The organism is Aeromicrobium sp. Root344 (assembly GCF_001425755.1).
Lineage (GTDB): Bacteria > Actinomycetota > Actinomycetes > Propionibacteriales > Nocardioidaceae > Aeromicrobium.
Genome location: NZ_LMDH01000001.1, coordinates 3,168,674 through 3,193,639 on the forward strand (window position 1 = coordinate 3,168,674; position 24,966 = coordinate 3,193,639).

Below are 24,966 nucleotides of genomic sequence, written 5' to 3' on the forward strand. Positions count from 1 at the left end.
CGAAGAACCCCCGGTCCACACGGACCGGGGGTTCTTCGCGTTCCAGGGGTCAGACGAAGCTGTTGGGTGGGAACGAGTCCACGTGGCTGCGAGGACCGGGACGGGTGCCATACCCGTCTTTCGGGATCAGCACGGTCAGTGCGACCCCGGCGGCGATGACCAGGAGCGTGATCAGGAAGATGAGCATGGCAGTAATTCTCGTCCGGGGGAGATCCTGCCACCAGTGGCAGGAACGCCACTCTGCATTGATTTTCTGCCATCTGTCTGGGATGCTCGACCCATGAAGACCGTGGCAGTCGTGGTGCAGGACGGTGCCGAGCCCTTCGGCCTGGGATCGATCTGCGAGGTGTGGGCCGAGCCCTATCACCCCGAGGACGACAACCCGGTGTTCGACTTTCGTGTGTGCACACCGCGACCCGGCCGGGTGCGCGGACGCGCGGGCTTCGACCTGCACGTCGAGCACGGCCTCGACGCGATCGCCGACGCCGATCTCGTGTGCTTCTCACCCAAGCATGAGTACCTCGACTTCGACCCTCTGGTGCTGGAAGCGGCCCGTCAGACGTACGAGCGCGGGGCGCTGGTCTACGCCCACTGCTCGGCTGCGTTCATCCTCGCCGAGGCGGGGCTGCTCGACGGCCGCGAGTGCACGACACATTGGCGCTACACCGATCGCATGGCTCGGATGTACCCCAAGGCGATCGTCCGGCCCGACGTCCTCTACGTCCAGGAGGGCAACATCATGACGGGCGCCGGCTCCGCCGCCGGCATCGACGCCTCGCTGCACCTCATGCGGCAGATGTACGGCGCCAAGGTCGCCACGACGACGGCCCGCCGCATCGTCGTGCCGCCCCATCGTGACGGCGGCCAGGCCCAGTTCATCCGTACGCCCATGGGTCAGACCGAGGCCGACACGCTCGCGCCGCTCCTGGCCTGGGCCAGCGACCACCTCGACGAGCCGCTCTCGGTGGAGAAGCTGGCCGCTCAGGCGCACATGTCGTCGCGTACGTTCGCACGTCGCTTCCGCGACGAGACCGGCACGACGCCGCTGCAGTGGCTCACGAGCCAGCGACTGGCTCACGCCGAGGAGCTGCTCGAGAACTCGTCGCTGTCGGTCGAGCAGATCGCCTCGCGGGTGGGGTTCGGCAACGCCGCGACCCTGCGGCATCACTTCTCGATCGCCCGCGGCACCACGCCACAGCAGTATCGCAAGACGTTCACGTGCGTCGACGAGTCCGACCGCGTGGATGAAGCCGTCTGACCGCCCAAATCCGACACTGCTACGACGCGGGCGATACAGTCTGACCGTGCGCAGATCCGGTTTGGAGTTCAGCTCGGCACTCGCCGTGGCGACTCTCGTCGCAGCTCTCGTGATGGCGCAGTCCCTGGGTCTGGAGTTCCATGACCCTGACGGCTCGGTCGGTCCGACCTTCGTGCTGTTGCCCTTGATCGTCCTGCTGGCCCTCGTGCTGGACGTCATCCCGCGGGCCGTCATCCGCGCCGACTCCTGGCACACGATTCGTGCCGCTGTCGCCGAGGTGTGGCGTGAGCGGTGGCCGGCGGCCAACCTGCGGTTCATGGTCATCGGCCTCATCGGGTGGTACGTGACCTATGCGTCCGTGCGCAACCTCAAGGGCTTCGTACCGTTTGCCAACCACCAGCTCTACGACCGCGACCTCTCCCGCATCGACCGGGCGATGTTCGGCGGGCACCCACCCGCGGTGCTGCTGCACGACCTGCTCGGCACGACCGTCGCGGCGCACGTGCTCTCGTTCTTCTACATCGTCTGGATCGTCGCGCTGCCGGCGTCGTTGGCCATCGCGCTGGTCTGGGCCCGACGCGACCGCATCAGTTCGTGGTGGGTCACCGCGGTGTCGGTCGACTGGGTCATCGGCGTCGCGCTCAACTTCGCGCTCCCGACGCTCGGGCCGATCTACGACCGGCCGGGCGACTTCGCAGGCCTCTCCGAGACCTCCACCACGGCGCTGCAGCAGTCGATGTGGACCGAGCGCCTGCAGGTCCTCGCCGACCCGGCGCACACCAACACGGTCCAGAACATTGCTGCGTTCGCGTCCTTGCACGTCGCGATCGCCACGACGGCCTGCCTGGTCGCCCAGCGTGCCGGCCTGCACCGCTCGATCGTGTGGGGCCTTCGGGCGTTCCTCGCCATCACCATGACCGCCACGGTCTACTTCGGCTGGCACTACGTCTCCGACGTCATCGCCGGGCTGCTGCTCGGCTTCGTCGGGGCGTGGGTGGGTGAGAAGTTCGCCGCGCCCGATCAGGTCGTCGAGCCAGAGGTCTCAGAGCTCAGCACGGCGGACCTTGCCGGTCGCAGTGCGCGGCAGTGACGCGACCTTCTCGTACGTCTTGGGTCGTTTGGGTGGCGTGAGGCGTTCGGCCGCCAGCGCTCGCAACGCCGCTTCCTCGACGTCGCCGACATACGCGGCGCACACCCGTTGGCCCCACTCGGCGTCCTCGCGTCCGAACACGGCGAGGTCGGCCAGGCCCTCGGCGTCCGCAAGCGCCGCTTCGACCTCGGCCGGATAGACGTTGACGCCGCCGCTGATGATGAGGTCCTCGCGCCGGGAGTCGAGGTAGACGTAGCCGTCCTCGACCCGGCCGAGATCTCCGACGGTGAAGGCCGGCCCGGCCGGGGTCTCCTGCCACACCGCGTGCGTCTTGTCCGGGGCGTTCCAGTACGTGAATCGCGCCCACTCGGGCACGGCGCACCACAGCTGGCCGTCGCCGTCGGCGGTGACGACCCGACCGGGCCGCGCGCGCCCGACCGTGCCGGGATGAGCGATCCAGTCCGGCGCCGGGCACGCCGTGAACTGGCCCTCCGTGGAGCCGTAGAACTCCCAGACCACGTCGGTGCCGAACACGTCGTGCGCTCGGCGACGCACGGGTTCAGGGCACGGCGCGCCGGCATGGGCGACGAGACGGAACGACGACGTGTCGAGCGGGACGTCGTGCTCGTCGAGCCAGGCGAACAACCGCTGAAGGTGCGCCGGCACGCAGAACATCGACGTGGGACGCAGGTCGCGCACGGCGTCCGCGAACGCCTCCGGGTCGAACGTGGGCAGGACCGCGACGGCGCCTCCGGCCAGCAGCGTGCCCATCGCGAACCGGAGCGGTGCCGAGTGATAGATCGGCGACACCACGAGGTCCAGGTCGTCCGGCGAGAAGCCCCAGAGCTCGCGCTCCTCCGCCACGAGGGCAGCAGCGTGCTCGTCCGACAACACTCCTGACCACACGCCCTTCGGCCGCCCGGTCGTGCCGGACGTGAAGTGCATCGGCCGGCAGCGGGGCGAGTCGGCGAGCTCGGTCGCGTCACCGTCGAGCAACGCCGTGAGGGCTGCCGGCTCGTCGACGACCAAGGTCGGCTCGACGTCGCGGATGATCGCGTCGCGTTCGTAGGCCGTCAGCCGGGGATCGAGGGGCACCGGCACGACGCCGGAACGGGCTGCCCCGAGGACCGCGCTGACGTAGTCCGCCGAGCCCGGAACGCAGAGCACCACTCTGTCGCCCTCGCGGATGCCGCGGGCCTTCAGCGCACCGGCGACCCTGCGCTGCGCGGATTCGCTGTCGGCCGCAGTGAGGACGTCGGGCACCTGAAACCTTCCACATCGTGAGACATCAGTCACGCCGGCCAGCGGGGATGTGGGCATCCAATGTGAACCGACGCACAAAGTATGCTTCACTCGAACGCTGAGTCAGACTTTCGTCTACGCACTAGGTGGTCCATCCGTGGCAGATCTTCGCCACCGGCATGCTCGCAAGGCGCCCCGTCGCCTGCACATATCTCGCGCGGTCCTTCCCGCCGCCGGCCTGCTCACTCTCGCTGCGGCCGGCGCACTCGTGGTCTCCCACGACGGGACGGCGCCCGCCGACGCAGTCGCACAGCCCAAGCAGGACCTCTTCGCGGTGTCCTCGTCGCAGAAGTCCACCGACATCAGCCGCAGCGCCGAGCGCGCTCCGCTGACCAACGAAGCTGCTGCCGAGGCCAAGGTCACCGGCACGCGTTACGCCGTCCAGGCCGTCGACGTCCACGCGGCGGCACAGGGCTCGTCGCCTGTGCTCGCCAAGGTCGCCTCCGGCGAGACGGTCGACATCACCGGGGTGACCAAGGGCGAGTGGGCCCAGATCATCCACAAGGGCCTGCCCCGCTGGGTCGAGGCCAAGAGCCTCGCCAAGGAGATGCCGCTCGGCACCTCGCCCTGCGCCTCCGGTTCCAGCTCGGAGCGCGGCCTCCGGCCCGACACGATCAAGGTCCACCGGGCGGTCTGCGCCAAGTTCCCGTCGATCGTCCGCTACGGCGGCGTCTCCGGCCGCGGCGAGCACGCCACCGGGCAGGCCATCGACATCATGGTCGGCACCGGCAACCCCATCGGCTATGACGTCGCGGCGTTCCTCCAGGAGCACCGCGCCGAGCTCGGCATCGAGTACATCATCTGGCACCAGCACATCTGGCGCCCCGCCACGTCAGGCGCCTGGCGCAGCATGGCGGACCGTGGTGGCGCGACCGCCAACCACCTCGACCACGTGCACGTCACGACCTACGGCAACGCTGCAGGCTAGGCGTACGTGCTGAGGGTCGGGCTCACCGGCGGAATCGGCTCCGGCAAGAGCAGCGTCAGTGCGCTCCTGGCCGCCCATGGCGCGGTGATCATCGACTACGACCTGCTCGCCCGCGAGGCTGTCGAACCGGGCAGCCCGGGTCTGGCGGCGATCGCCCAGCGGTTCGGGTCCGGCGTGATCGCCGCCGATGGCAGTCTCGACCGCCCGGCACTCGCGGAGATCGTGTTCGCTGACCCGGCCGCGCTCGCCGACCTCAACGGCATCACCCATCCGGCGATCTGGCAGCTCGCCGCCGCACGCGAGGCTGCGGCGGGCCCGGACGACATCGTGGTCCACGACAACCCGCTGCTCGTCGAGATGGGCGCGGCGAAGCACTGTGACGTCGTCGTGGTCGTCGACGTCCCCGAAGACGTCCAGGTCGCCCGGCTCGTCGAGTCGCGTGGCATGTCGGAGAGCGAGGCGCGCGCCCGGATCGCAGCGCAGGCGTCGAGACGACAAAGGACCGGCGCCGCCGATCTGGTGATCGACAACACCGGTCCGTTGGACGAGCTCGCCCGCATCGTCGGGGGCACGTGGGACGAGCTCGTGTCCAGGGTGGGCTCCGCCTAGGCGGCGAGGTCCGGGTCGGCGATGCGCCGCAGTGTCGCCAGCGCCTCACGCTCGAGCTGGCGTACGCGCTCGGCGGAGATGCCGTGCCGCTTGCCGATGTCGGCAAGCTTCTGCTGGCGTCCGTCGAGCAGGCCGTAGCGCGCCCTGACGATGTCGGCCTCACGCTCACCGAGGTGGTCGACCAGTGTGGAGATCAGGTGCCGCGACTCGTCGTCGAGCACCGCGAAGTCGGGTCCGGGCTGCGTCTCGCGGGCGATCAGGTCGCCCAGCGACGTGTCACCGTCCTCGTCGACGGGGGAGTCGAGGCTGACGTGGTCGCGGCCCCACGACATCAGGTCGATGACGCGGTCCACGTCCATGCCGAGCTCCAGCGCGATCTCCTGCGGCTCCGGGTCATAGCCGAGCTGGCGTTCCAGGTTGCGGCGCGCGGCCGTCACCTGGTTGAGCTCCTCGACCACGTGCACCGGAAGGCGTACGACGCGGGCCTGCTGCGCGATGCCACGGGTGATCGCCTGGCGTACCCACCAGGTGGCGTACGTCGAGAACTTGAAGCCCTTGGCGTAGTCGAACTTCTCGACGGCGCGGATCAGGCCGGTGTTGCCCTCCTGGACCAGGTCGAGCATCGGCATCGCCGAGCGCCCGTACTTGCGGGCGATCGAGACCACGAGCCGCAGGTTGGCCTGGATGAACTCCTGGACGGCCCGGTCGCCTTCGTCGGCGAGCCACTGCAGCTCTTCCTCGGTCGCGAACTTCGGCGCGCCGCCCTTGCGACGGCCCACGCGGCCCTCCTCGAGGAGGTGTCGGGCCAGCAGGCCCGCCTCCACGGTCTTGCTCAGCTCGACCTCGCGCTCGGCGTCGAGCAGGGGAGTGCGGGCAATCTCGGCAAGGTACATGCCGACGCTGTCCTTGCCCTCGATGTTGGTGTTCCCATTTCGTGCGCTCACCGTGCGCCTCCCATCAGTGTCTGTACTGATCAGAACGCTTTTGGTACCCCAAGGATTCCGCTCTCAGTCGCTTCTTAGGAGTCCCGTGCTAGTGGCCACACCTCAACCGGCGGAAGTCGCGCGGTCGATGATCCAGGCGAGCTCCCACGCGCGTTCCTTCCACGACGCATAGCGGCCGCTGACGCCGCCGTGCCCCGCGTGCATCTCGGTCTTGAGCAGGATCGGCGCATCGCCGGTCGCCGTGGCTCGCAGCCGGGCGACCCACTTGGCCGGCTCGACGTACATGACCCTGGTGTCGTGCAGGCTCGTGACGGCGAGGATCGCGGGGTAGGGGTGTGCGCCGACGTTCTCGTAGGGTGAGTAGGACTTCATGTAGGCATAGACGTCGGGGTCCTCGAGGGGGTTGCCCCACTCGTCCCACTCGATGACCGTGAGCGGGAGCCTGGGGTCGAGGATCGTCGTGAGCGCGTCGACGAACGGGACGCTCGCGACGATGCCGGCGAACGCGTCGGGCGCCAGGTTGGCCACGGCTCCCATCAGCAGGCCGCCGGCGCTGCCACCTTCGGCAATGAGCCGGTCCGCGGAGGTCCAGCCCTCGGCGACGAGGTGCCGGGCGCTCGCGACGAAGTCGGTGAACGTGTTGCGCTTGTGCAGCATCTTGCCGTCGTCGTACCAGTGCCGGCCGAGCTCGCCGCCGCCGCGCACGTGGGCGATCGCGAAGACGAACCCGCGGTCGAGCAGGGACAACCGCATGACCGAGAAGCCCGGATCCATGCTGGCCTCGTAGGCGCCGTAGCCGTAGATCAGTGCAGGGGCGGTGCCGTCACGCGGGGTGTCCTTGCGGCAGACGACCGAGACCGGCACGCGTACGCCGTCGTCGGCGACGGCCCACGTGCGGTGCTGCTCGTAGTCCTCGGGGTCGTAACCGCCGAGCACGGGAGCCTGCTTGCGGAGGATCAGCTCGCCGGTCTCGACGACGTAGTCGTAGATCGACGCCGGGGTGATGAAGGAGCCGACGCCGACGCGGATCAGCGGCTGGTCCCACTCGGCGTTGGCACCGACGCCGCTGGTGAACAGCTCCTCGCCGAAGTCGATCTCCGTGAGCGGGCCGAGACCCTCAGCCCCCAGGGGCATGATGCCGATGCGGGACAGCGCGTCGCGGCGATAGGACACCACGATCTGCTGGGCGAACACGTCGACGTCCTCGAGGCGGGTCGACTCGCTGCCCGGGATGATGACGGTGCGTTCGCTCGGATCGTCGACGCGTACGGTAGCGAGCTCGAAGTTGAGCGCTCCGTCGTTGTGCAGCACGAGGAAGTGGTCCTCGCCGCCGATGACGGCATGCTCGAGGGAGTACTCGACGCCGTCGCGGCGGGGGAGCACGACGCGGAACTCACCCTCGGGGTCGTCGGCCTCGAGGACCCGCACCTCGCTCGTGACCTTGGACGACAGCCCGATGACGAGGAACCGCTCGGACTGGGTGCGGCCGACGCCGATGAAGTAGCGCTCGTCGGGCTCCTCGAGGACCAGCACGTCCTCGCCGGTCGAGCCGAGCTCGTGGCGCCACACGCGGTGAGGGCGCCAGGCCTCGTCGACCGTCGTGTAGAAGAGATGGGTGCCGCCTGCGGCCCAGGTCGCGCCACCGCTCGTCGCGGGGATCTCGTCGGGCAGGACCTCGCCGGTGCGGAGGTCCTTGACGCGGATCGTGTAGCGCTCGTCGCCTTGAGTGTCGACCGACCAGGCAAGGAGGCTCTCGTCGTCGTTGATGCTGAACGCGCCGAGCGAGAAGAACTCGTGCCCCTCGGCCTCGATGTTGGAGTCCAGCAGGACTTCCTCGCCGGGGACCTCGGCGCCGCCCTCGAGCACGGGCGGGTTCCAGTCGTCGGCGTTGTCGATCGGGCACCGGCAGCGGATCGCGTACTGCTGGCCCTCGACCGTGCGGGCGTAGTACCACCAAGCGCCTCGGCGTACGGGAACCGAGAGGTCGGTCTCGAGCGTCCGGGCCTTGATCTCGTCGAAGATCTGCTGGCGCAGCGGCTCGAGATGTGCGGTGGCGGCATCGGTGTGCGCGTTCTCTGCCTCGAGGTAGGCCAGGGTCGCCGGGTCCTCCTTGTCGCGCATCCACTCGTAGTCGTCGACGAAGTCGTCACCGTGATGACTGCGGGTGATCGGGCGGCGCTCTGCGACTGGAGGGGGCACGTTCATGTGTTGAACGTACCGGTGTGGCCCGCGCCGAGCGCCGGGTCATCGGCCCGGAACGTGTGGACCGGTCCAGGCGGCGTCCAGCGGGTCTCGAAACGCACCGTGACCCGGCCCAGCCCTGAGCCCCACACCCAGCCGTCGCCGTGGTCCTCGTGGTGCACGTCCATGCCCGGATACCACCGGGTGGGGCGTGCCTCGGTCTCCGCGACGACCTCTTCCTCGACGTCGTCGTCCTCGTCGGTGGCGAACAGGTCGTCCTGCACCCAGTCGGCGAGCCCGCTGACGCCGACCCCCAGCAGGCGCAGACCATTGCTGATGTCCTCACCGGCCAGCAAACCGCGCGCGGTCGTGGCGAGGATGCGGGCGTTGTCGGTGGGATTGGACAAGGTCGTCGAGCGGGTGTGCGTCTCGAAGTCGTGGTGGCGCATCTTGAGCGTCACGGTGCGACCCGACAGCCCGTTCTTGCGCAGCCGGCCCGACACCGATCGGGCCATGCGCTCGATGATGTTCTCGAGCTGGACCCGGTCGGAGATGTCCTGCTCGAACGTGTCCTCGACGCTGACGGACTTGGTCTCGCGCGACGCCATGACGGGCCGGTCGTCGTCCGCCCGTGCCATGCGGTGCAGTGAGCGGCCGGACGACTGACCGAGCAGGCGTACGAGCTCGTCCTCGCTGGGGGAGCGCAGGTCCTCGACGGTGAGGATGCCGACTCGGCGGAGGCGCTCGGCGGTCGCCGGGCCGACACCGGGGATGACGGTGGCCTGCATGGGGCCGAGCACGTCGGCCTCCGTGCCGGGCTCGACGACGAAGACGCCATCGGGCTTGTTGATCTCGCTGGCGATCTTGGCCATGAGCTTGGACGACGCGACCCCCACGGAAGCGGTCAGGCCACCCGTGAGCTCCGTGATGTCGGCACGGATGGCCGCGACGATGTCCTCGACGCGGTCAGGCTCGAACGCCGGTCCGGCGCCGAGGTCGACGAACGCCTCGTCGAGCGAGAGCGGCTCGATGACGTCGGTCTCCTCACGCAGTCGCTCCATCACGATCCGGCTGGCCTCGCGATAGGCGTCGAACCGGCCGCCCAGGAACGCCGCGTGCGGGCAGCGCGCCCTGGCCTCGGCCGTACGCATGGCTGATCGGACACCGTGCACGCGTGCTTCATAGGACGCGGTCGCCACGACGCCACGCGGACCGATGCCGCCGACGATGACCGGCCGGCCACGCAGCGAGGGCTTGTCGCGCTGCTCGACGGATGCGAAGAAGGCATCGAGGTCCAGGTGCATGATCGACGCCGTGGACCGCATGTGCCCAGTCTCTCGCGCGGTCCGGACACATCCTCCATGCACATGCCGATGTCGACGGCATGATGATCCACAGGCGACCGTTCCCCGGCTGACCCGAGCGCGTCTCCTCCAGCAGCGTGGTGGCATGACGCAGACGCCCTCGGTCTACACGGCCCACGACATTCCTGACCTGCTCAACACCCTGCCGACACTCTTCGGCTTCTGGCCGCAGGAGTCGCTCGTCGCCGTGGCGACCCGCGGGCCGCGCCGCCGCTTCGGCTTCCGCATGCGAGTCGACATCCCGGCGCGCGAGTCCGTCCAGGACCTGGCCGGGATCGTGGTCGGCCATCTGGCCAACCAGGGTGCCGAAGGGGCCATCCTCATCGCCGTGACTCAGCAGCAGGAGATCGCCCGCGACCTGCTCGCCGCGATCGAGCGCCAGCTGCCACCGATCACCGTGATTGTCGCCGCAAGGGCCGACGGCGAACGCTACTGGTCGGACGAGCCTGGGTTCCCGACCGAGGGCATCGCGTACGAGACCTCCGACCATCACCTCGCGGTCGTGCAGGCCATCGCCGCGGGCCAACAGATCCTGCCGGACCGTCAGGCCCTGGTCGACCGGTTCGCCGCGGTGCAGGACCCACGTCGGGCGTGGATGGAGCGCGCCGCCGACGAGGTCCTGCGTGAGGTGGTCGCGCTCATCGCCCGTACGCCCGACGGCGACCTGACCCCGGCCGCCATGCAGCAGGTGCAGCCGATTCTCGACCGCGGGCTGGCGGGGGAGCGACTCACCGACGATGAGCTCGTCCGGTTCTCGATCTGGATGTCCAGCATCGCGGTCCGTGACGAGGTCTGGTACCAGATCACCGCGGAGACCGCTGACGCCATGCTCGCGTTCCTCGCCCTGGTGTCGCGCAGCGTCGTCCCGCCGTTCGAGGCGGCGGTGCTCAGCCTGACGGCGTTCGCGGCGTGGCTGACCGGCGACGGAGCTCAGTCGCTCATCGCGGTCGAGCGCGCGTTGGAGACCGACGAGACGTACTCCATGGCGCGGCTCATCCTCCAGATGCTCGAGGGGGGTGTCTCACCGGCTCACTGGCTCGCACTCCAAGCCGCGAAGCCCGTGTCGCCCTAGGCTGTCTGCATGGGACAGGACGTGGACGCACGTGAGTTCAGCCGCGAGGACCGCACGCGCTACCGCGCCAAGGTGCGCCGGTGCCTCGACGTGTTCGCCCGGATGCTCAGCGAGCACGACCTGTCGTTCGAGCACACGCACGTCGGCATCGAGATCGAGTTCAACCTCGTCGACGACCAGGGCGACCCGGCGCTCAAGAACGCGGAGGCGCTCGAGGCGATCGCCGACGAGGACTTCCAGACCGAGCTCGGGCTGTTCAACATCGAGATCAACGTGCCGCCCGCGCGCATCGAGGGCACGGGCCTCGACGTCCTGCAGGCAACGCTGCGCGACGACCTCAACGTCGCCCAGGCCAAGGCGTCAGAGGTGGGCGCTCACCTCTTGATGATCGGCATCCTCCCGACGCTGCAGGAGGGGCACTTCAGTCGCGAGGTCATCTCGGCCAACCCGCGCTACCACCTGCTCTCGGAGCAGATCCTCAACGCGCGCGGCGAGGACATCGAGATCGTGATCGACGGGGTCGACCGGCTCGACACCACGGCCGACACGATCATCCCCGAGGCGGCCTGCACCAGCACACAGCTGCACCTGCAGGTCGAGCCCGACGAGTTCGCGCCGATGTGGAACGCCGCCCAGGCGATCGCTGCCGTGCAGGTGGCCGTGGGTGCCAACTCCCCGTTCCTGCTGGGCCAGCAGCTGTGGCACGAGACCCGCATCGCGCTGTTCGAGCAGGCCACCGACACCCGCAGCGAGGAGCTCAAGACCCAGGGCGTACGTCCCCGGGTGTTCTTCGGCGAGCGCTGGATCACGTCGGTCTTCGACCTGTTCGAGGAGAACGTCCGCTACTTCCCGGCGCTCCTGCCGATCGTCGACGACGAGGACCCGCTGGCCGAGCTCGAGGCCGGGCGGGTGCCCAACCTGCCCGAGCTGCGACTCCACAACGGCACGATCTATCGCTGGAACCGGCCGATCTACGACGTGGCCGACGGGCGACCGCACCTTCGCATCGAGAACCGCTTGCTGCCGGCGGGCCCCACGGTGGTCGACACGATGGCCAACGCCGCGCTGTTCTACGGGCTGGTCAAGGTCCTCGGCACGAGCGACCGCCCGGTCTGGTCGCAGCTGTCGTTCCGCGCCGCCGAGGACAACTTCCACCAGGCGGCCCGGGCGGGCATCGAGACCGACATCTACTGGCCGGCGGTCGGCACGGTCTCGGTCCGCGAGCTCGTCCTGCGTCAGCTGCTGCCGCTGGCGCATGCCGGGCTCGAGGAGATGAACGTCGACGCCGCTGTCCGCGACAGGCTCCTCGGCATCATCGAACAGCGCTGCATCACGGGCCGCAACGGTGCCACCTGGCTGATCGACGAGTTCGCCCATCACGCCGGTTCCTCGACCGATCGGCTGGCCGCGATGCGCGCCACGACACGGGCCTACGAGGAGCACATGCACGAGGGTGACCCGGTTCACACCTGGCCGACACGCGCCTGAGAGGACCCTGAGATGTCAGGGGTTGGCTGGTCGTGGCACACTGGAGCCAGAGGTTGACCACAGGCCTCATTGTTGCGCCCATCTACCGCTTGTGAGGTTGACGTGCCGGTGAATCCCGCAGCAGGATCGCCGATCCGAGCCGTCAAGAAGCTTCTCGGCGGGGCCAAGCAAGAGGCTGTGGACGACGCCCCCAAGGCCCCGGCCAAGAAGGCACCCAGCACGACAGCACCACGCAAGACGGCGGCCACGAAGGCTGCCACCGCCAAGACACCGGCCAAGAAGGCCACCACACCGTCCCGTTCCCCGGCCAAGACAGAAGCGACAGTGACCAAGACCGCATCAAGCACCACCGCCAAGAAGACCGCCGCGAAGAAGGCTCCGGCCAAGAAGGCAGCGCCCAAGAAGGGTGCCGAGCCTCAGGACGAGGAGTCGAAGATCCCCGCAGGCATCGACCTGGCCGATGCCCTCGAGGTGCCCCCCGTCGCGGACGGCACCGTGATGGTCGACGCGCAGGGCAAGAAGATCCTCCCGGACATCCCTGACGAGGAGTTCGAGAAGGACCTCGCGACGGACCCGACCCTCAAGGAGGACGAGCAGTCCTCCTTCACGATCTCGGCCGCCGACGAGAGCGACGAGCCGGTCCAGCAGGTCATGGTCGCCGGCGCCACTGCCGACCCGGTCAAGGACTACCTCAAGCAGATCGGCAAGGTCTCGCTGCTGACGGCCGGCCAGGAGGTCGAGCTCGCCAAGCGCATCGAGGCCGGGCTCTTCGCCGAGGAGAAGCTCGCCAAGGGCGGACGCATCTCGGCCAAGATGCTCGAAGAGCTCGAGTGGATCACGATCGACGGTCGCCGCGCCAAGAACCACCTGCTGGAGGCCAACCTGCGACTCGTCGTGTCGCTGGCCAAGCGCTACACGGGTCGCGGCATGCTGTTCCTCGACCTGATCCAGGAGGGCAACCTCGGCCTGATCCGCGCGGTCGAGAAGTTCGACTACACCAAGGGCTTCAAGTTCTCGACCTATGCGACGTGGTGGATCCGTCAGGCGATCACCCGCGCCATGGCCGACCAGGCCCGCACGATCCGCATCCCGGTCCACATGGTCGAGGTCATCAACAAGCTCGCCCGCGTCCAGCGCCAGATGCTGCAGGACCTCGGTCGTGAGCCCACGCCCGAAGAGCTCGCGATCGAGCTCGACATGACGCCCGAGAAGGTCGTCGAGGTCCAGAAGTACGGTCGTGAGCCGATCAGCCTCCACACGCCTCTGGGCGAGGACGGCGACTCGGAGTTCGGTGACCTGATCGAGGACTCCGAGGCGATCGTCCCGGCCGATGCCGTGTCGTTCACGCTCCTGCAGGAGCAGCTGCACGCCGTGCTCGACACGCTCTCCGAGCGCGAGTCCGGCGTCGTCTCGATGCGTTTCGGACTGACCGACGGGCAGCCAAAGACGCTCGACGAGATCGGCAAGGTCTACGGCGTGACGCGTGAGCGCATCCGTCAGATCGAGTCCAAGACCATGAGCAAGCTGCGGCACCCGTCGCGCTCGCAGGTCCTGCGCGACTACCTGGACTGACACGCACCGTCGAAGGCCCGCACCACCGCCGTTCCGGCCGGGTGCGGGCCTTTGGCATGCGTGTCGGGGTAGCCTGTCGTGTGCGCCGAGAGACGCGGCCGCACCGATGTCGCAGGCAACTGTCCACCCGGACCGATTGCGTTAGACTGTCACGACCACGACGAGCCCCTCGGAGAGTAGACCTGTGCAGAAAACCGGCAGATCGACGCGCGTGCTGCGCACATTCGGGGTTGGCGCTCTTGCCTGCAGCCTCCTCCTCGGTTTCGGAACCGCGGCTTCCCACGCCGACGAGGTCCCGGTCGACGACACCACGACGGCCACGCCGACGACGCCCGCTCCCTCCGACACCGCCACCACGGGCGAGGAGGACGGCACCCTGCCGCAGGGCGAGGTCAAGACCGCTGCGGCAGGGTTCTCCAACCCGTACGGCGCTGCGAAGCCAGTGACCCTGGAGACCAACTTCTCCCGCCCCTACAAGGCGATCTCGAGCTCGGCCAACAGCGACTTCTCGCTGCTCAACGACCTCGAGCGACTGATCCGCGGCTCCTACCGCAAGCCCACCGGCGCCCTGCGCAGCGACCGTGGATCCCAGGCCGTCTACCTGTCGATCTCGCGCATGGAGAACTCGCACCGCGTCGGCCGTGAACTGATCCGCGCGGCCCAGAACGGCGTCGAAGTCTACGTCATCCACGGCAAGGCGTCACAGTCCAAGGAGTCGCGCTACCTGCAGCGCAAGCTGGGGGCCCTCCCGCACGGTCACTTCAAAATCTGCTCCAAGGGCAAGAGCCTCGCCTGCCTGTCGAGCCTCAACGGCGCGATCATGCACACCAAGATCCTGCTGATCACGAGCACCTACACGCGGGACGACAAGCCGGCCAGTGCCGCCATCTGGTCCGGTTCGGCCAACCTCGGTGGCCCCAGCGGTGAGCGCACCTACAACAACGGTCTGACGGTCTACAACGACTACAAGTTGTGGAAAGAGACGCGTCAGATGTGGTCCGACATGTGGAACGAGCGCAACGTCAACAGCAACTACACGGCGTACATCAAGGCTCACAACTCGCGCTACGGGATCACGGAGAGCCAGCGTGAGCGCTACGGCTACACCAGGGCCGACCCGGTGTACGGGATGTTCTACTCCAACCTCGCGAACGTCACGATCTACCCGACGCCGATCCGGGCGACGCCGACCAACGGCAAGGACCCGGTGCTGATGCTGCTCAAGCGCGTCATCCCCGACGACCAGTGCCGCATCAGGTTGCAGGAGAACCGGTTCAAGTACCGCCGCATCGCGGTCGCCCAGCGGCTGGTCGAGCTCGCGGAAGGCGGGTGCAAGATCTCGGGCGTCTACTTCGAGGACGACCTCAAGGTCAACCGCACGACGCACTGCCAGATGTACATCCGCGTGTGCCGGCCGATCCTCGACGTCTTCAAGACGTCGAGCCGGACGATCGAGGCGGCGTGGGCCAAGCCCCACGACAAGACCATCCTGGTCGAGGCCAAGCTGCGGCCCAACTTCTACAACCCCGAGGAGCGCCTGCCCAACGGCACCGTGTGGCCCAAGGACGGGGCGCGGGCGACGGTCGTCCAGGCCGGTTCCGCGGCCCTGACCGGCTCCAACCTCGTGGCCAGCGACGAGATCACGACCGAGACGACCGACCCTGCGGTCTACGACGCGTACCTCGAGCACTGGAAGGCGATCCTCCAGTCCCACGAGTACCGCAACTTCCCCTACTGAGCACAACGCGAAGGGCCGGCCAGATGATCTGGCCGGCCCTTCGCGTGTGTCTGGGTTGACGAAGCGGTCAGGCGTCTTCGTCGGCGAACGTCGACGGCGTCGCCGCAAGTCGCTCGCTCTCGTCGTGGATGAGGGCTGACATCTCGCGGAGCTTGTCCTCGTGCTGCCGCGCGTGATGAGCGCAGAACATCAGCTCACCACCGCCGCCGAGGGTCACGCGTACGTATGCCTGAGCGCCGCAGCGGTCGCAGCGGTCGAGGGAGCTCAGCATGGGGGCTGTCAGTGTTGTCACGGTGACCTTCTCTCTGAGCAATCGGCGGTTATGACCAGATCAACATCCAATCACGGGGCGCTATTCCTCGTGGTCGTTCGTGACCTACGACATACATACTCCCCGAGCGGGACAAATCGACGCAGGCGCGCTGTGGGTCGCGTGTCATGGCGGGGCACGTCACACCGGGTCGATATCCTTGACGCACACGACCGATCCCGAGAGGCACCGACAATCGACAGCACGTACGACGCACGCAACCTCCTCGTTCTCGAGGGGTTGGAAGCCGTCCGCAAGCGCCCAGGCATGTACGTCGGCTCGACCGACACGCGCGGTCTCATGCACTGCCTGTGGGAGATCATCGACAACTCGGTCGACGAGGCCCTCGGCGGTTTCGGCAGCCACATCCGTGTGGCGCTCAACGACGACGGCTCGGTCGAGGTCCAGGACGATGGTCGTGGCGTGCCGGTCGACATCGAGAAGAAGACCGGGCTGACCGGCGTCGAGGTCGTCTACACCAAGCTGCACGCCGGCGGGAAGTTCGGTGGCGGGTCCTACGTCGCGACCGGCGGCCTGCACGGCGTCGGCGCCTCGGTGGTCAACGCCCTGTCATCTCGGCTCGACGTCGAGGTCGACAAGAACGGGGCGACGTGGGCCATGTCGTTCCGCCGCGGTGAGCCGGGCGTGTTCGCCGGCGACGGTCCCGACGCGGACTTCACCCCGACCAACGAGCTGCGCAAGATCGGCAAGGTCGCCAAGGCCAAGACCGGCACGCGGGTGCGCTACTGGGCCGACCCACAGATCTTCATCAAGGGTGCCAAGTTCGCCTACGACGAGCTCGTGACGCGCGCGCGGCAGACGTCGTTCCTCGTGCCCGGCCTCGAGATCGTCATCAGCGACCACCGGGGCGACGAGCCGCACGAGGAGAAGTTCCGTCACGACGGTGGTATCGCGGAGTTCTGCGACTTCCTCGCGACCGACGAACCGGTGACCGACGTGCTGCGGCTGCAGGGCGAGGACGTCTTCACCGAGACGGTCCCGCTGCTCGACAGCAAGGGCCACATGACGCCGCAGGACATCGAGCGCACGCTCGGCGTCGACATCGCGGTCCGGTGGGGCACGGCCTACGACACCCAGGTGCAGTCGTTCGTCAACATCATCGCGACCCCCAAGGGCGGCACGCACCTCAACGGGTTCGAGCGCGGTGTCAGCAAGACGTTCAACGACGTGCTCAGGACGACCCGCCTGCTCAAGACCGGCGATCCCGACGTCATCAAGGACGACGTGCTCGAGGGCATGACGGCGGTCGTGACCGTACGCCTGGCGGAGCCGCAGTTCGAGGGCCAGACCAAGGAAGTCCTTGGCACCCCGGCGGTGACCAAGATCGTCAACCAGGTCGTCTCCCGTGAGCTCAAGCGCTTCCTGACGTCCACCAAGACCGCCGAGAAGGCCAAGGCGCGGCTCGTGATGCAGAAGGTCGTCGACGCGTCGCGCACGCGTCTGGCGGCGCGTCAGCAGCGCGACACGCAGCGCCGCAAGAACGCGTTGGAGTCCAGCGCGCTGCCGGCCAAGCTGGCCGACTGCCGCAGCAACGACGTCGAGCGGTCCGAGCTGTTCATCGTCGAGGGCGACTCGGCCCTCGGCACCGCCAAGTCGGCGCGAGACTCGGAGTTCCAGGCGCTGCTGCCGATCCGCGGCAAGATCCTCAACGTCCAGAAGGCCAGCATCGGCGACATGCTCAAGAACGCCGAGTGCTCGTCGATCATCCAGGTCGTCGGCGCAGGCTCGGGTCGGACGTTCGACGTCGACGCCGCGCGCTACGGTCGCATCATCTTCATGGCCGACGCCGATTCCGACGGTGCCCACATCCGGTGCCTGCTCGCGACCCTGTTCTTCCGCTACATGCGCGAGCTGGTCGACGCCGGCCGGGTCTTCACGGCCGTGCCACCGTTGCACCGCATCGAGCTGTCCAGCCCCAAGAAGGGCCAGGACAAGTACGTCTACACCTATTCCGACGCCGAGCTGCAGCGCAAGCTGGCCGAGCTGCAGCGCAAGAACATCAAGTGGAAGGACCCGGTGCAGCGCTACAAGGGCCTCGGTGAGATGGACGCCTCTCAGCTGGCCGAGACGACGATGGACCCGCGACACCGCACGCTGCGCCGGCTCACGGTCGACGACGGCGAGGAGGCCTCGTCGGTGTTCGAGCTGCTGATGGGCAACGAGGTCCCGCCCCGCAAGGAGTTCATCGTGCAGGGTGCCTACGAGATCGACGCGGACCGCATCGACGCCTGAGGGTCAGTCCGGACCGATGCTGAAGAGGCGATCGTTCGTCAGCACCAGCCCGCGCCCGCCGTCGAGGCCGATCATCGCGCTCGCCGCTCCGAGACCAACCGTCGAGCTGAGCGACTTCTGCAGAAGGCGGGCCGACACGTCTCCGGAGCGCGGCTGGATGATCGTGACGACATCGTGCCCTTGATCGCGCCGCAAGGCCATGGCACGCCAGAAGCCGGAGTGGCTCGAGAGGACGGACACGGCGCCGTTCGAGACGTACACGGTCGGAGCGCCGGTCTTGGCCGAGAAGGTTCGGTGCCACATCGTGTCGCCTGTGTCGGGGTCTATCCCGGTCAGCCGACCCTTGCGCTGGTCGACGATGACGTCCTCGCCGACCGACCGGCTGGTCTTGGTCTCGGGGTCGAATCCGAGCCAGGCCTTGGGGTGAACGTGGGTGTGGCCGTCGGAGAGACGAATGCTGACCATACGCCGTGAGGTGGTGTCCTTGCCGTCGTAGCCGACGAAGATCCGTCGTGGATACGCGAGGACGCTCGAGACGGCAGCCATCGCGGAGCAGTCGGCCGTGGTGCGCCAGATCTCCTTGCCCGCTCGTACGCCGCGGTACGCGCACGCATCGCCGTCGCGGGCGACTTCGATCAGCGTGTTGCCCACGAGAACCGAGTCGGCGGCGTCGATGGACTCGCCGGCGGGCCGACCGCTCCGGTCCAACGTCGTGACGCGACCCGCACGGTTGGCCACAGCAACTGTCGGCAGCACCTGCAGCCGCGCCTCGCCCCGGTTCACCTCGACCTGGTCCCGGTTCTCACGGTGAGCCACACCGAATCGAACGTTCGGCAGGGAATCGACGGACCACAGCTGCCTGCCGGTGCGGTCGAGCGAAGTCATCCGACAGCTCCCGCGAGTCGCGCAGTCCCGGTAGGTGATCGTGCCGTCGCCGATCGCCTGGGGGATCCACTGGACCGGCTCACCACCATGCACCGGGCGTTGCCACACCTTCTTGCCCGTGGGCGAGTAGAACGTCATCGTGGGTCGTGCCTGCTGAGCGACCGTGACGAACCACCCGCTCCGCCCGACGAACATCGACAATGCCTCGGAGTCGAACTGGCTCGCCAGCGTCTTGCCGTCGGACATCCGGATGACGTCGAATCCGTCGAAGTTGTCGAACACGTAGACGTTGCCCGCCGCGACCGTGGCCTCGCCTTCGTAGTCGAGCGGTGTCGACCAGTCGACGTCGGCGGTCTCGAGGCGGTGCACCTGCCAGTGCGCACAGCCGACGAGCAGCCCGCACACCAGGACAAGAGCACCCAGCCCGATCACGGTCCGTCGGCCGGTCCTTCGACGTGGCGCAGTCGTGTCGCGCTTCCCCCCGGAGCTCATGCGACGAGACTAGGCCACGGGATTGAGGAGACCGGTGTCGACGTCGTAGATGAAACCTCCGACGGCGATGTCGTCGGGAATCAGCGGGTGGCTACGGACGCGCATGACGTCGGCGCGGACGGTGTTCTCCTGGTCGACGATCGCGCCCAGCGTCATCCATGACGCATCGGTGCCGGCCACGTCGCCGACGCGTGCCTTGAGCTCGTCCTCCGTGGACGACGCCATGGCACAGCGCGTGTGCTCGACGACGAGCACGCGCTTGACCTGCAGGAGGTTGACACCCAGCACCAGCGCGACGAGCGCCTGGTCGGTGACCCGGCCACCGGGGTTGCGCAGGATCTTGGCGTCGCCGGGCTCGAGCCCGATCATGCGAAGCGGGTCGATGCGGGAGTCCATGCAGGTCACCATGGCAATCCCGGCGTGGGCGATCCCGTCGAAACCCGAGAGACCGAAGTCCTCGGCGTACTCGCGATTGGCCGCCAGCAAGTCGTCGAATTCAGGCATGGTCGACAGGTTATCGGGTCGCTGTTTCGTCGTTGTCACGGAACACCAGCAGGGCCAGGAGGGCGGCTGTGAGAGCGCAGACCGCGGCACCGATGAAGACCGCGTGCAGCTGGGTGATGCCCGCGTCCCGGACGGCATCCTTGTAGGCCTGGCACAGCGTCGCCTTGCCGCGGCAGAGCTCTGCGGCGGGCGGGATCGAGTCGGACGCGCGGTAGAACGCCCGGAGGCCGATCGTGGTGAGCGCCGAGATGCCCAGCAGCATGCCCACCATGCGCGCCACGATCAGCAGCGCGGACGCCACCCCGTGCACGGCATCGGCGGTGTGGGCGAGCAGCACCGCGTTGACCGGCGCGATCGCGAGGCCGAAACCGAGGCCGCCCAGCACCAGGGACAGCGTCTCGACGGGGTGGTCGAGCGAGTGCGCGTCCCACGTCGACATGTGCCAGAACGCCACGGCGCTCATCAGCATCGCGACACAGGTGAGGACGGAGGCAGGGACTCTGCGCAGCAGCCAGCCGCCGAGGAGCGCGCCGATCGGGAGGGCGACCAGGAACCGTACGAGGACCAGGGCTGCGTCGAGCTGGGAGTCGCGATCGACGGTGAGCCGGGCGAAGAACGGGATGTCGACGAGCGCCGCGATGAGGGCCGCGCCGACGAAGAACGAGACGACGAGCGCGCCCCAGGCGGGCGTCGCCGCGAGAGCGCCGCGCGGGAGCAACGGGCGCGGCGCGCGGCGCTGGCGCAGTGCGAAGCCGGCAAAGGCCACCACCGCCAGGGGGACCAACCAGGGTGCTTGATCAGAGATCGCTCCGCGCTCGGGCTCAGCCGACGCGAACGTCAGGATGACGGCGCCGAGCCCGGTGGTGAGCAGCAGAGCACCGGAGATGTCGGTCTCGCGGGCGAGTGCCGGCCACTGGCGCCAGCCGAGGAGCGGACGTCGCGCGGTCACCTGGCGCAGCAGGAACAGGGCGAGCAGTCCGTACGTCGTGAGGGCCAGTGGCGTGAGCCAGCGGGAGTCGCCCGTGACCGGGAGGAACGCGAGGCCACTCGTGACGCCTCGGGTCAGCCGGTCGGGCTCGAGCATGACGACCGTGATCCCGATGAGCGTGAGCACGGCCAGGCCGGCGCCGATGAGGTCGGCGCGTCGTATGCCGCGCGCAGCGGTCGCGCCGCCTTCGTGCCGCTGCGACACGCTCAGGGACGGCAGCATGGCGGCGGCCAGCACGAGGCCGATCGCACAGTTGAGCCAGAAGATCAGCCGCCAGTCACCGAACGCGAGCACCACCGCGCCGTACAACGGTCCCAGGACGCTGCCGAGCTCCTGCACGGCGCCGACGATGCCCAGAGGCAGCCCGCGCCGCTGGGGTGGCCAGAGGTCCGCGACGAGGGCCAGCGTCGGCGGAATGAGGCCGCCACCGCCGACGCCCTGGATGAGGCGGCCGAGCACGATGCTCTCGAGGTTGTAGGCCGCCGCGGTGACCAAGGACCCGGCGGCGAACACCACGAGCGACCCGAGCAGCACCGGGACGCGACCCCGGAGGTCGGAGATGCGCCCGATCAGAGGCAGCACCGCGACATAGCCCAGCAGGAAGCCCGACACGATGGGAGCGGCGCGCTGCAGGTCGTCGAGGTCGAGCCCGGTCGACGTCATCATGTCGGGCAGTGCGAGCACCACGACGTACGTGTCGGCGGCAGCGAACGAGATCGCGACAGCAGCCAGTCCGAGGAGAACTCTCGAGGCGGGACTGATCGCCTCCCGCGAGGTCATCGACCGGCGGGGGTCGGCGGCTCGATGGTGATGGCGGTGTCGGAGGTGGTCAGCCTGACGGTGTAGGTCACGTCACCGCCGTTGGGGTAGAACGGCCCCTTGAGGCTGGCGTCGCGCAGGACGTTGTCGTCGTCGAGGCGGTAGGTCACGGCGAACGACTTGTCCTGGGCGGCCGAAGGGATGATGTCCCGGACGAGGCTTCCGGGAAGTGTGCCGGTGATCGTCGTGAGGACGTCCTTGCCGTCGCGGGACTTGTCGCCCTCGGAGAGCTTCTGCGTCTTGGCCAGGATCTGCGAGATGCCGGTGTCCGGCGCGAGCAGTCCGGCGGGATCCGGCGCCTTGAGCGATGCCGGGTTGATCGTCAGGAAGGACGGCGAGAACCCGGTCTTCGCCCAGACCTTGCCGTCGGTCGCGATGACGTCGGCGTCGAGGCTCGCACCGCCGGTGACGACCTTGACCTTGCCCTCGAACGCGGGGGAGTGGTTGCCCCTGCCCTTGGCCGACAGGAGCCCCGTCACGTCGGAGGGCAGCTTCGCGGTCGACAGAGAGATCGTGACCGTCTCGGCGTCGTCGAGAGCGGTCTTGGCCTCCGTGAGACGCGCCTGCAGCTTGGCCGGGTCGCCCTTGGTGCCACCGTCGCCGCCGGAGGATCCGGTGCAGCCGGAGACGACGAGGGCGGAGGCAGCGAGCGTCAGGATGAGGTGTCGGGTGCGCACGGCTCAGTCTTGCACGGTGCAGCGCTCAGATCGCGAGCGAACCGGCGGGACCCGAGACTGCCAGGATCGGCTGCGCGGCGGGTGTGCCGGAGCCGTCGCGACGGTCGGTGGGCTCGGGCAGGTCGACGGGAGACCCGCTCGTCGCGCACGCCATGGGCGCGCCGTCGCCCACCCAGGCCAGCAGCAGCCCGTCCTCACCCTTGAGCAGGCGCTGGCATCGGACGCCGCCGGTGGCGCGCCCCTTGGCGGGGTAGATCGCCATCGGGCTGACCTTGACGGCACCGTTCTGGGTGCCGGGCAACGCATCGCCGGACCCGGCGATCGTCACCACGCTGGCGGACTCGATGTCGCGGACCGCACCGAACGAGACGACGCGGGCGCCCGGTGTCAGCTTGATGCCGGCGACGCCGCCGCCGGCGCGACCCTGCGGGCGTACGAGCGATGCCGGGAAGTGCAGGAGCTGGGCGTCTGACGTGACGAACGCGAGCTCCTCGTCGCCGGTCGCCAGCTCCACCGCACCGACCACGACGTCACCCTCGTCGAGGGAGATGATGTCCCACGAGTCACGCGACAGCTGCTCGGGCTTGACCCGCTTGACGACGCCGGAGCGCGTGCCGAGCGCCAGGCCCGGCCCGGAGTCGCCGAGACCGGTGAGGGCGAGAACCGTGCCCTCGAGCCCTGGGATCTCGCGCAGGGGCATGCCGCCCTGGAGGTTGGGCGACTGGGCGGTGGGCGGCAGAGCCGGCAGCTCCAGCACCGAGATGCGCTGGATGCGACCGTCGGCCATCACGACACCGATCTCGCCGCGGGCTGTCGTGCGTACGGCCGACACGATCGTGTCGTGCTTGACCCGGCGGTCGACGTCGCCGAGCGGCGAGTCGTCGGACGTACGGGCCAGGAGTCCCGTCGCGGACAGCAGCGCCCAGCACGGGTCGTCGGCGACCTCCAGCGGTGATGCGGCCGTGGCGGTCTGGCCGGACGACTCCAGCAGGACCGTGCGCCGTGGCGTGCCGAACGTCTGCGCCATGTCGTTGAGCTCGTCGCCGACGACCCGGCGGAGCAGCTGCTCGTCGGCCAGGATCGCGTCGAGCTCGTCGATGATCTTGCGCAGCTCGGCGATCTCGCGCTCGACCTCGATGCGGTCGTACTTGGTGAGCCGGCCGAGCGTCAGGTCGAGGATGTAGGTCGCCTGGATGTCGGACAGGTCGAACACCGTCATGAGGCGCTCCTTGGCCTCGCCGCGGTTCTCGCTCGCGCGGATCAGCTGGATGACCTCGTCGATGTCGACGAGCGCCAGCATCAGGCCGTCGAGCAGGTGCAGGCGGTCGGCAGCCTTGCCCCGGCGGAACTGCGTGCGGCGACGGACGACGTCGATGCGGTGCCCGAGGTAGACCTCGAGCATGTCCTTGAGCCCCAACGTGCGGGGCTGACCGTCGACGAGTGCCACGGCGTTGATGCCGAACGAGCTCTCCATCGGCGTGCTCTTGTAGAGCTGCTCGAGGATCGTCTCGGGGATGAAGCCGTTCTTGATCTCGATGACGAGGTTGAGGCCCTTGTGGCGGTCGCTGAGGTTCTTGATGTCCGAGATGCCCTGGAGCTTCTTGGCCTGGACGAGCTTCTTGATCGCCTCGATGACCTTCTCCGGGCCCACGTTGTAGGGCAGCTCGGTGACGACGATGCCCTTGCGCCGCGCCGTGACGCTCTCGACGCGCGCCGAGGCCCGCATGCGGAACGAGCCGTTGCCCGTCGCGTACGCGTCACGGATGCCCTCGAGGCCGACGATCTTGCCGCCGGTGGGCAGGTCGGGGCCGGGGATGAACCGCATGAGGTCGTCGAGGTCGGCCGACGGATGGCTGATGAGGTGACGCAGCGCCTGGACGACCTCGATCAGGTTGTGCGGCGCGATGTTGGTGGCCATGCCGACGGCGATGCCGCTGGCGCCGTTGACGAGCAGGTTGGGCAGCGCTGCGGGCAGCACGACGGGCTCGGTCTCGCGTCCGTCGTAGTTGGGCTTGAAGTCGACCGTGTCCTCGTTGATCGACGCGGTCATCGCCTCGGCGGCCCGGTCCATGCGGACCTCGGTGTAACGCATCGCCGCGGGCGGATCGTCCTGGGACCCGAAGTTGCCGTGCCCGTCGAGCAACGGCAGCCGCAACGACCAGGGCTGCACGAGGCGGACAAGTGCGTCGTAGATCGCGCCGTCGCCGTGCGGGTGCAGCCGGCCCATGACCTCGCCGACGGGTCGCGCGCTCTTGGCGTGCCCGCGGTCGCTTCGCAGGCCCATGTCGTCCATCGTGTAGAGGATGCGCCGCTGGACGGGCTTGAGGCCGTCGCGTGCATCGGGCAGGGCACGCGCGTAGATCACGGAGTAGGCGTACTCGAGGAAGCTCGATCGCATCTCGTCGCTCACGTCGGTGTCGACGATGTGCTCCTCGAAGTCCTCCTCGGGAGCCTGCTTGCTGCTGCGGGCCATTCACTCTCCTGTGTTGCGC

Annotated in this window: 20 protein-coding genes; 9 read left to right on the forward strand and 11 right to left on the reverse strand. The window is 68.6% G+C overall.

Annotation, left to right across the window (positions count from 1 at the left end; all coding sequences use genetic code 11):
- Window positions 1–49: 49 nt before the first annotated feature.
- Window positions 50–187 carry a hypothetical protein gene (locus ASC61_RS19810; protein ID WP_157439519.1) on the reverse strand — a complete coding sequence of 46 codons (138 nt, stop codon included), beginning with the start codon at window positions 185–187 and terminating at the stop codon, window positions 50–52.
- Between the two features lie 93 nt (window positions 188–280).
- On the opposite strand from ASC61_RS19810, the gene ASC61_RS15650 reads away from it, so the two are divergent.
- On the forward strand, window positions 281–1,258 hold the full coding sequence (locus ASC61_RS15650) for a GlxA family transcriptional regulator (protein WP_056213434.1): 978 nt from the start codon (window positions 281–283) through the stop codon (window positions 1,256–1,258).
- A 46-nt stretch (window positions 1,259–1,304) separates the two neighbouring features.
- A complete protein-coding gene (locus ASC61_RS15655) occupies window positions 1,305–2,348 on the forward strand; it encodes a phosphatase PAP2 family protein (RefSeq protein WP_162243680.1) in 1,044 nt (347 codons plus the stop codon).
- Here the strand turns inward: ASC61_RS15655 and ASC61_RS15660 are convergent.
- The gene (locus ASC61_RS15660) at window positions 2,301–3,611 is read right to left on the reverse strand and encodes a class I adenylate-forming enzyme family protein (protein WP_235503569.1); all 1,311 of its coding nucleotides are present in this window, start codon (window positions 3,609–3,611) and stop codon (window positions 2,301–2,303) included. The two genes, ASC61_RS15655 and ASC61_RS15660, sit on opposite strands and share 48 nt — an antisense overlap.
- A 136-nt stretch (window positions 3,612–3,747) precedes the next feature.
- Between ASC61_RS15660 and ASC61_RS15665 the strand changes: the two genes are divergently transcribed.
- Window positions 3,748–4,578, forward strand: coding sequence for an SH3 domain-containing protein (locus ASC61_RS15665; RefSeq protein ID WP_162243681.1), 831 nt, complete (start codon window positions 3,748–3,750; stop codon window positions 4,576–4,578).
- Window positions 4,579–4,584: 6 nt separating this feature from the next.
- Window positions 4,585–5,187 (forward strand): dephospho-CoA kinase, encoded by a 603-nt coding sequence (coaE, locus tag ASC61_RS15670; protein ID WP_056213441.1) that lies wholly within the window; start codon window positions 4,585–4,587, stop codon window positions 5,185–5,187.
- Here coaE and ASC61_RS15675 read toward each other — a convergent pair.
- The 3 genes from ASC61_RS15675 to ASC61_RS15685 all read right to left on the reverse strand — a co-directional run bounded on the left by ASC61_RS15675 (window position 5,184) and on the right by ASC61_RS15685 (window position 9,637).
- The gene (locus tag ASC61_RS15675; RefSeq protein ID WP_082530711.1) at window positions 5,184–6,080 is read right to left on the reverse strand and encodes a sigma-70 family RNA polymerase sigma factor; all 897 of its coding nucleotides are present in this window, start codon (window positions 6,078–6,080) and stop codon (window positions 5,184–5,186) included. The genes coaE and ASC61_RS15675 overlap by 4 nt on opposite strands.
- A 153-nt stretch (window positions 6,081–6,233) precedes the next feature.
- Window positions 6,234–8,336, reverse strand: coding sequence for a S9 family peptidase (locus ASC61_RS15680; RefSeq protein WP_056213445.1), 2,103 nt, complete (start codon window positions 8,334–8,336; stop codon window positions 6,234–6,236).
- The gene (locus tag ASC61_RS15685; protein WP_056213447.1) at window positions 8,333–9,637 is read right to left on the reverse strand and encodes a DNA polymerase IV; all 1,305 of its coding nucleotides are present in this window, start codon (window positions 9,635–9,637) and stop codon (window positions 8,333–8,335) included. Before ASC61_RS15685 ends, ASC61_RS15680 begins: the two co-directional genes overlap by 4 nt.
- Window positions 9,638–9,761: 124 nt before the next feature.
- On the opposite strand from ASC61_RS15685, the gene ASC61_RS15690 reads away from it, so the two are divergent.
- The 4 genes from ASC61_RS15690 to ASC61_RS15705 all read left to right on the forward strand — a co-directional run bounded on the left by ASC61_RS15690 (window position 9,762) and on the right by ASC61_RS15705 (window position 15,546).
- The gene (locus ASC61_RS15690) at window positions 9,762–10,748 is read left to right on the forward strand and encodes a DUF4192 domain-containing protein (RefSeq protein WP_056213449.1); all 987 of its coding nucleotides are present in this window, start codon (window positions 9,762–9,764) and stop codon (window positions 10,746–10,748) included.
- Between the two features lie 9 nt (window positions 10,749–10,757).
- Window positions 10,758–12,236 carry a glutamate-cysteine ligase family protein gene (locus ASC61_RS15695; protein WP_056213451.1) on the forward strand — a complete coding sequence of 493 codons (1,479 nt, stop codon included), beginning with the start codon at window positions 10,758–10,760 and terminating at the stop codon, window positions 12,234–12,236.
- Between the two features lie 108 nt (window positions 12,237–12,344).
- Complete coding sequence (locus ASC61_RS15700) at window positions 12,345–13,808, forward strand: RNA polymerase sigma factor (RefSeq protein WP_268750618.1); 1,464 nt, start codon at window positions 12,345–12,347, stop codon at window positions 13,806–13,808.
- 211 nt (window positions 13,809–14,019) lie between these two features.
- On the forward strand, window positions 14,020–15,546 hold the full coding sequence (locus tag ASC61_RS15705) for a phospholipase D-like domain-containing protein (protein ID WP_056213455.1): 1,527 nt from the start codon (window positions 14,020–14,022) through the stop codon (window positions 15,544–15,546).
- Window positions 15,547–15,613: 67 nt separating this feature from the next.
- On the opposite strand, the gene ASC61_RS15710 is transcribed toward ASC61_RS15705, so the two are convergent.
- Window positions 15,614–15,817 (reverse strand): DUF7455 domain-containing protein, encoded by a 204-nt coding sequence (locus ASC61_RS15710; RefSeq protein ID WP_056213457.1) that lies wholly within the window; start codon window positions 15,815–15,817, stop codon window positions 15,614–15,616.
- Window positions 15,818–16,012: 195 nt separating this feature from the next.
- On the opposite strand from ASC61_RS15710, the gene ASC61_RS15715 reads away from it, so the two are divergent.
- Window positions 16,013–18,109, forward strand: coding sequence for a DNA gyrase/topoisomerase IV subunit B (locus tag ASC61_RS15715; protein ID WP_056215784.1), 2,097 nt, complete (start codon window positions 16,013–16,015; stop codon window positions 18,107–18,109).
- A gap of 3 nt (window positions 18,110–18,112) precedes the next feature.
- Here ASC61_RS15715 and ASC61_RS15720 read toward each other — a convergent pair whose 3' ends face one another.
- From ASC61_RS15720 to ASC61_RS15740, 5 genes are read right to left on the reverse strand one after another with little or no spacing between them, the layout of a single operon-like run.
- Window positions 18,113–19,486: an outer membrane protein assembly factor BamB family protein gene (locus tag ASC61_RS15720; protein WP_082530714.1), complete on the reverse strand. Its 1,374-nt coding sequence runs from the start codon at window positions 19,484–19,486 to the stop codon at window positions 18,113–18,115.
- 9 nt (window positions 19,487–19,495) lie between these two features.
- Window positions 19,496–19,990, reverse strand: coding sequence for a beta-class carbonic anhydrase (locus ASC61_RS15725; protein ID WP_056213460.1), 495 nt, complete (start codon window positions 19,988–19,990; stop codon window positions 19,496–19,498).
- 10 nt (window positions 19,991–20,000) lie between these two features.
- Window positions 20,001–21,758: an MFS transporter gene (locus ASC61_RS15730; protein WP_056213462.1), complete on the reverse strand. Its 1,758-nt coding sequence runs from the start codon at window positions 21,756–21,758 to the stop codon at window positions 20,001–20,003.
- Complete coding sequence (locus ASC61_RS15735) at window positions 21,755–22,474, reverse strand: LppX_LprAFG lipoprotein (protein ID WP_056213464.1); 720 nt, start codon at window positions 22,472–22,474, stop codon at window positions 21,755–21,757. The genes ASC61_RS15730 and ASC61_RS15735 overlap by 4 nt, the downstream gene beginning before the upstream one ends.
- 25 nt (window positions 22,475–22,499) lie before the next feature.
- Window positions 22,500–24,947 carry a DNA gyrase/topoisomerase IV subunit A gene (locus ASC61_RS15740; protein ID WP_056213466.1) on the reverse strand — a complete coding sequence of 816 codons (2,448 nt, stop codon included), beginning with the start codon at window positions 24,945–24,947 and terminating at the stop codon, window positions 22,500–22,502.
- Window positions 24,948–24,966: the final 19 nt, after the last annotated feature.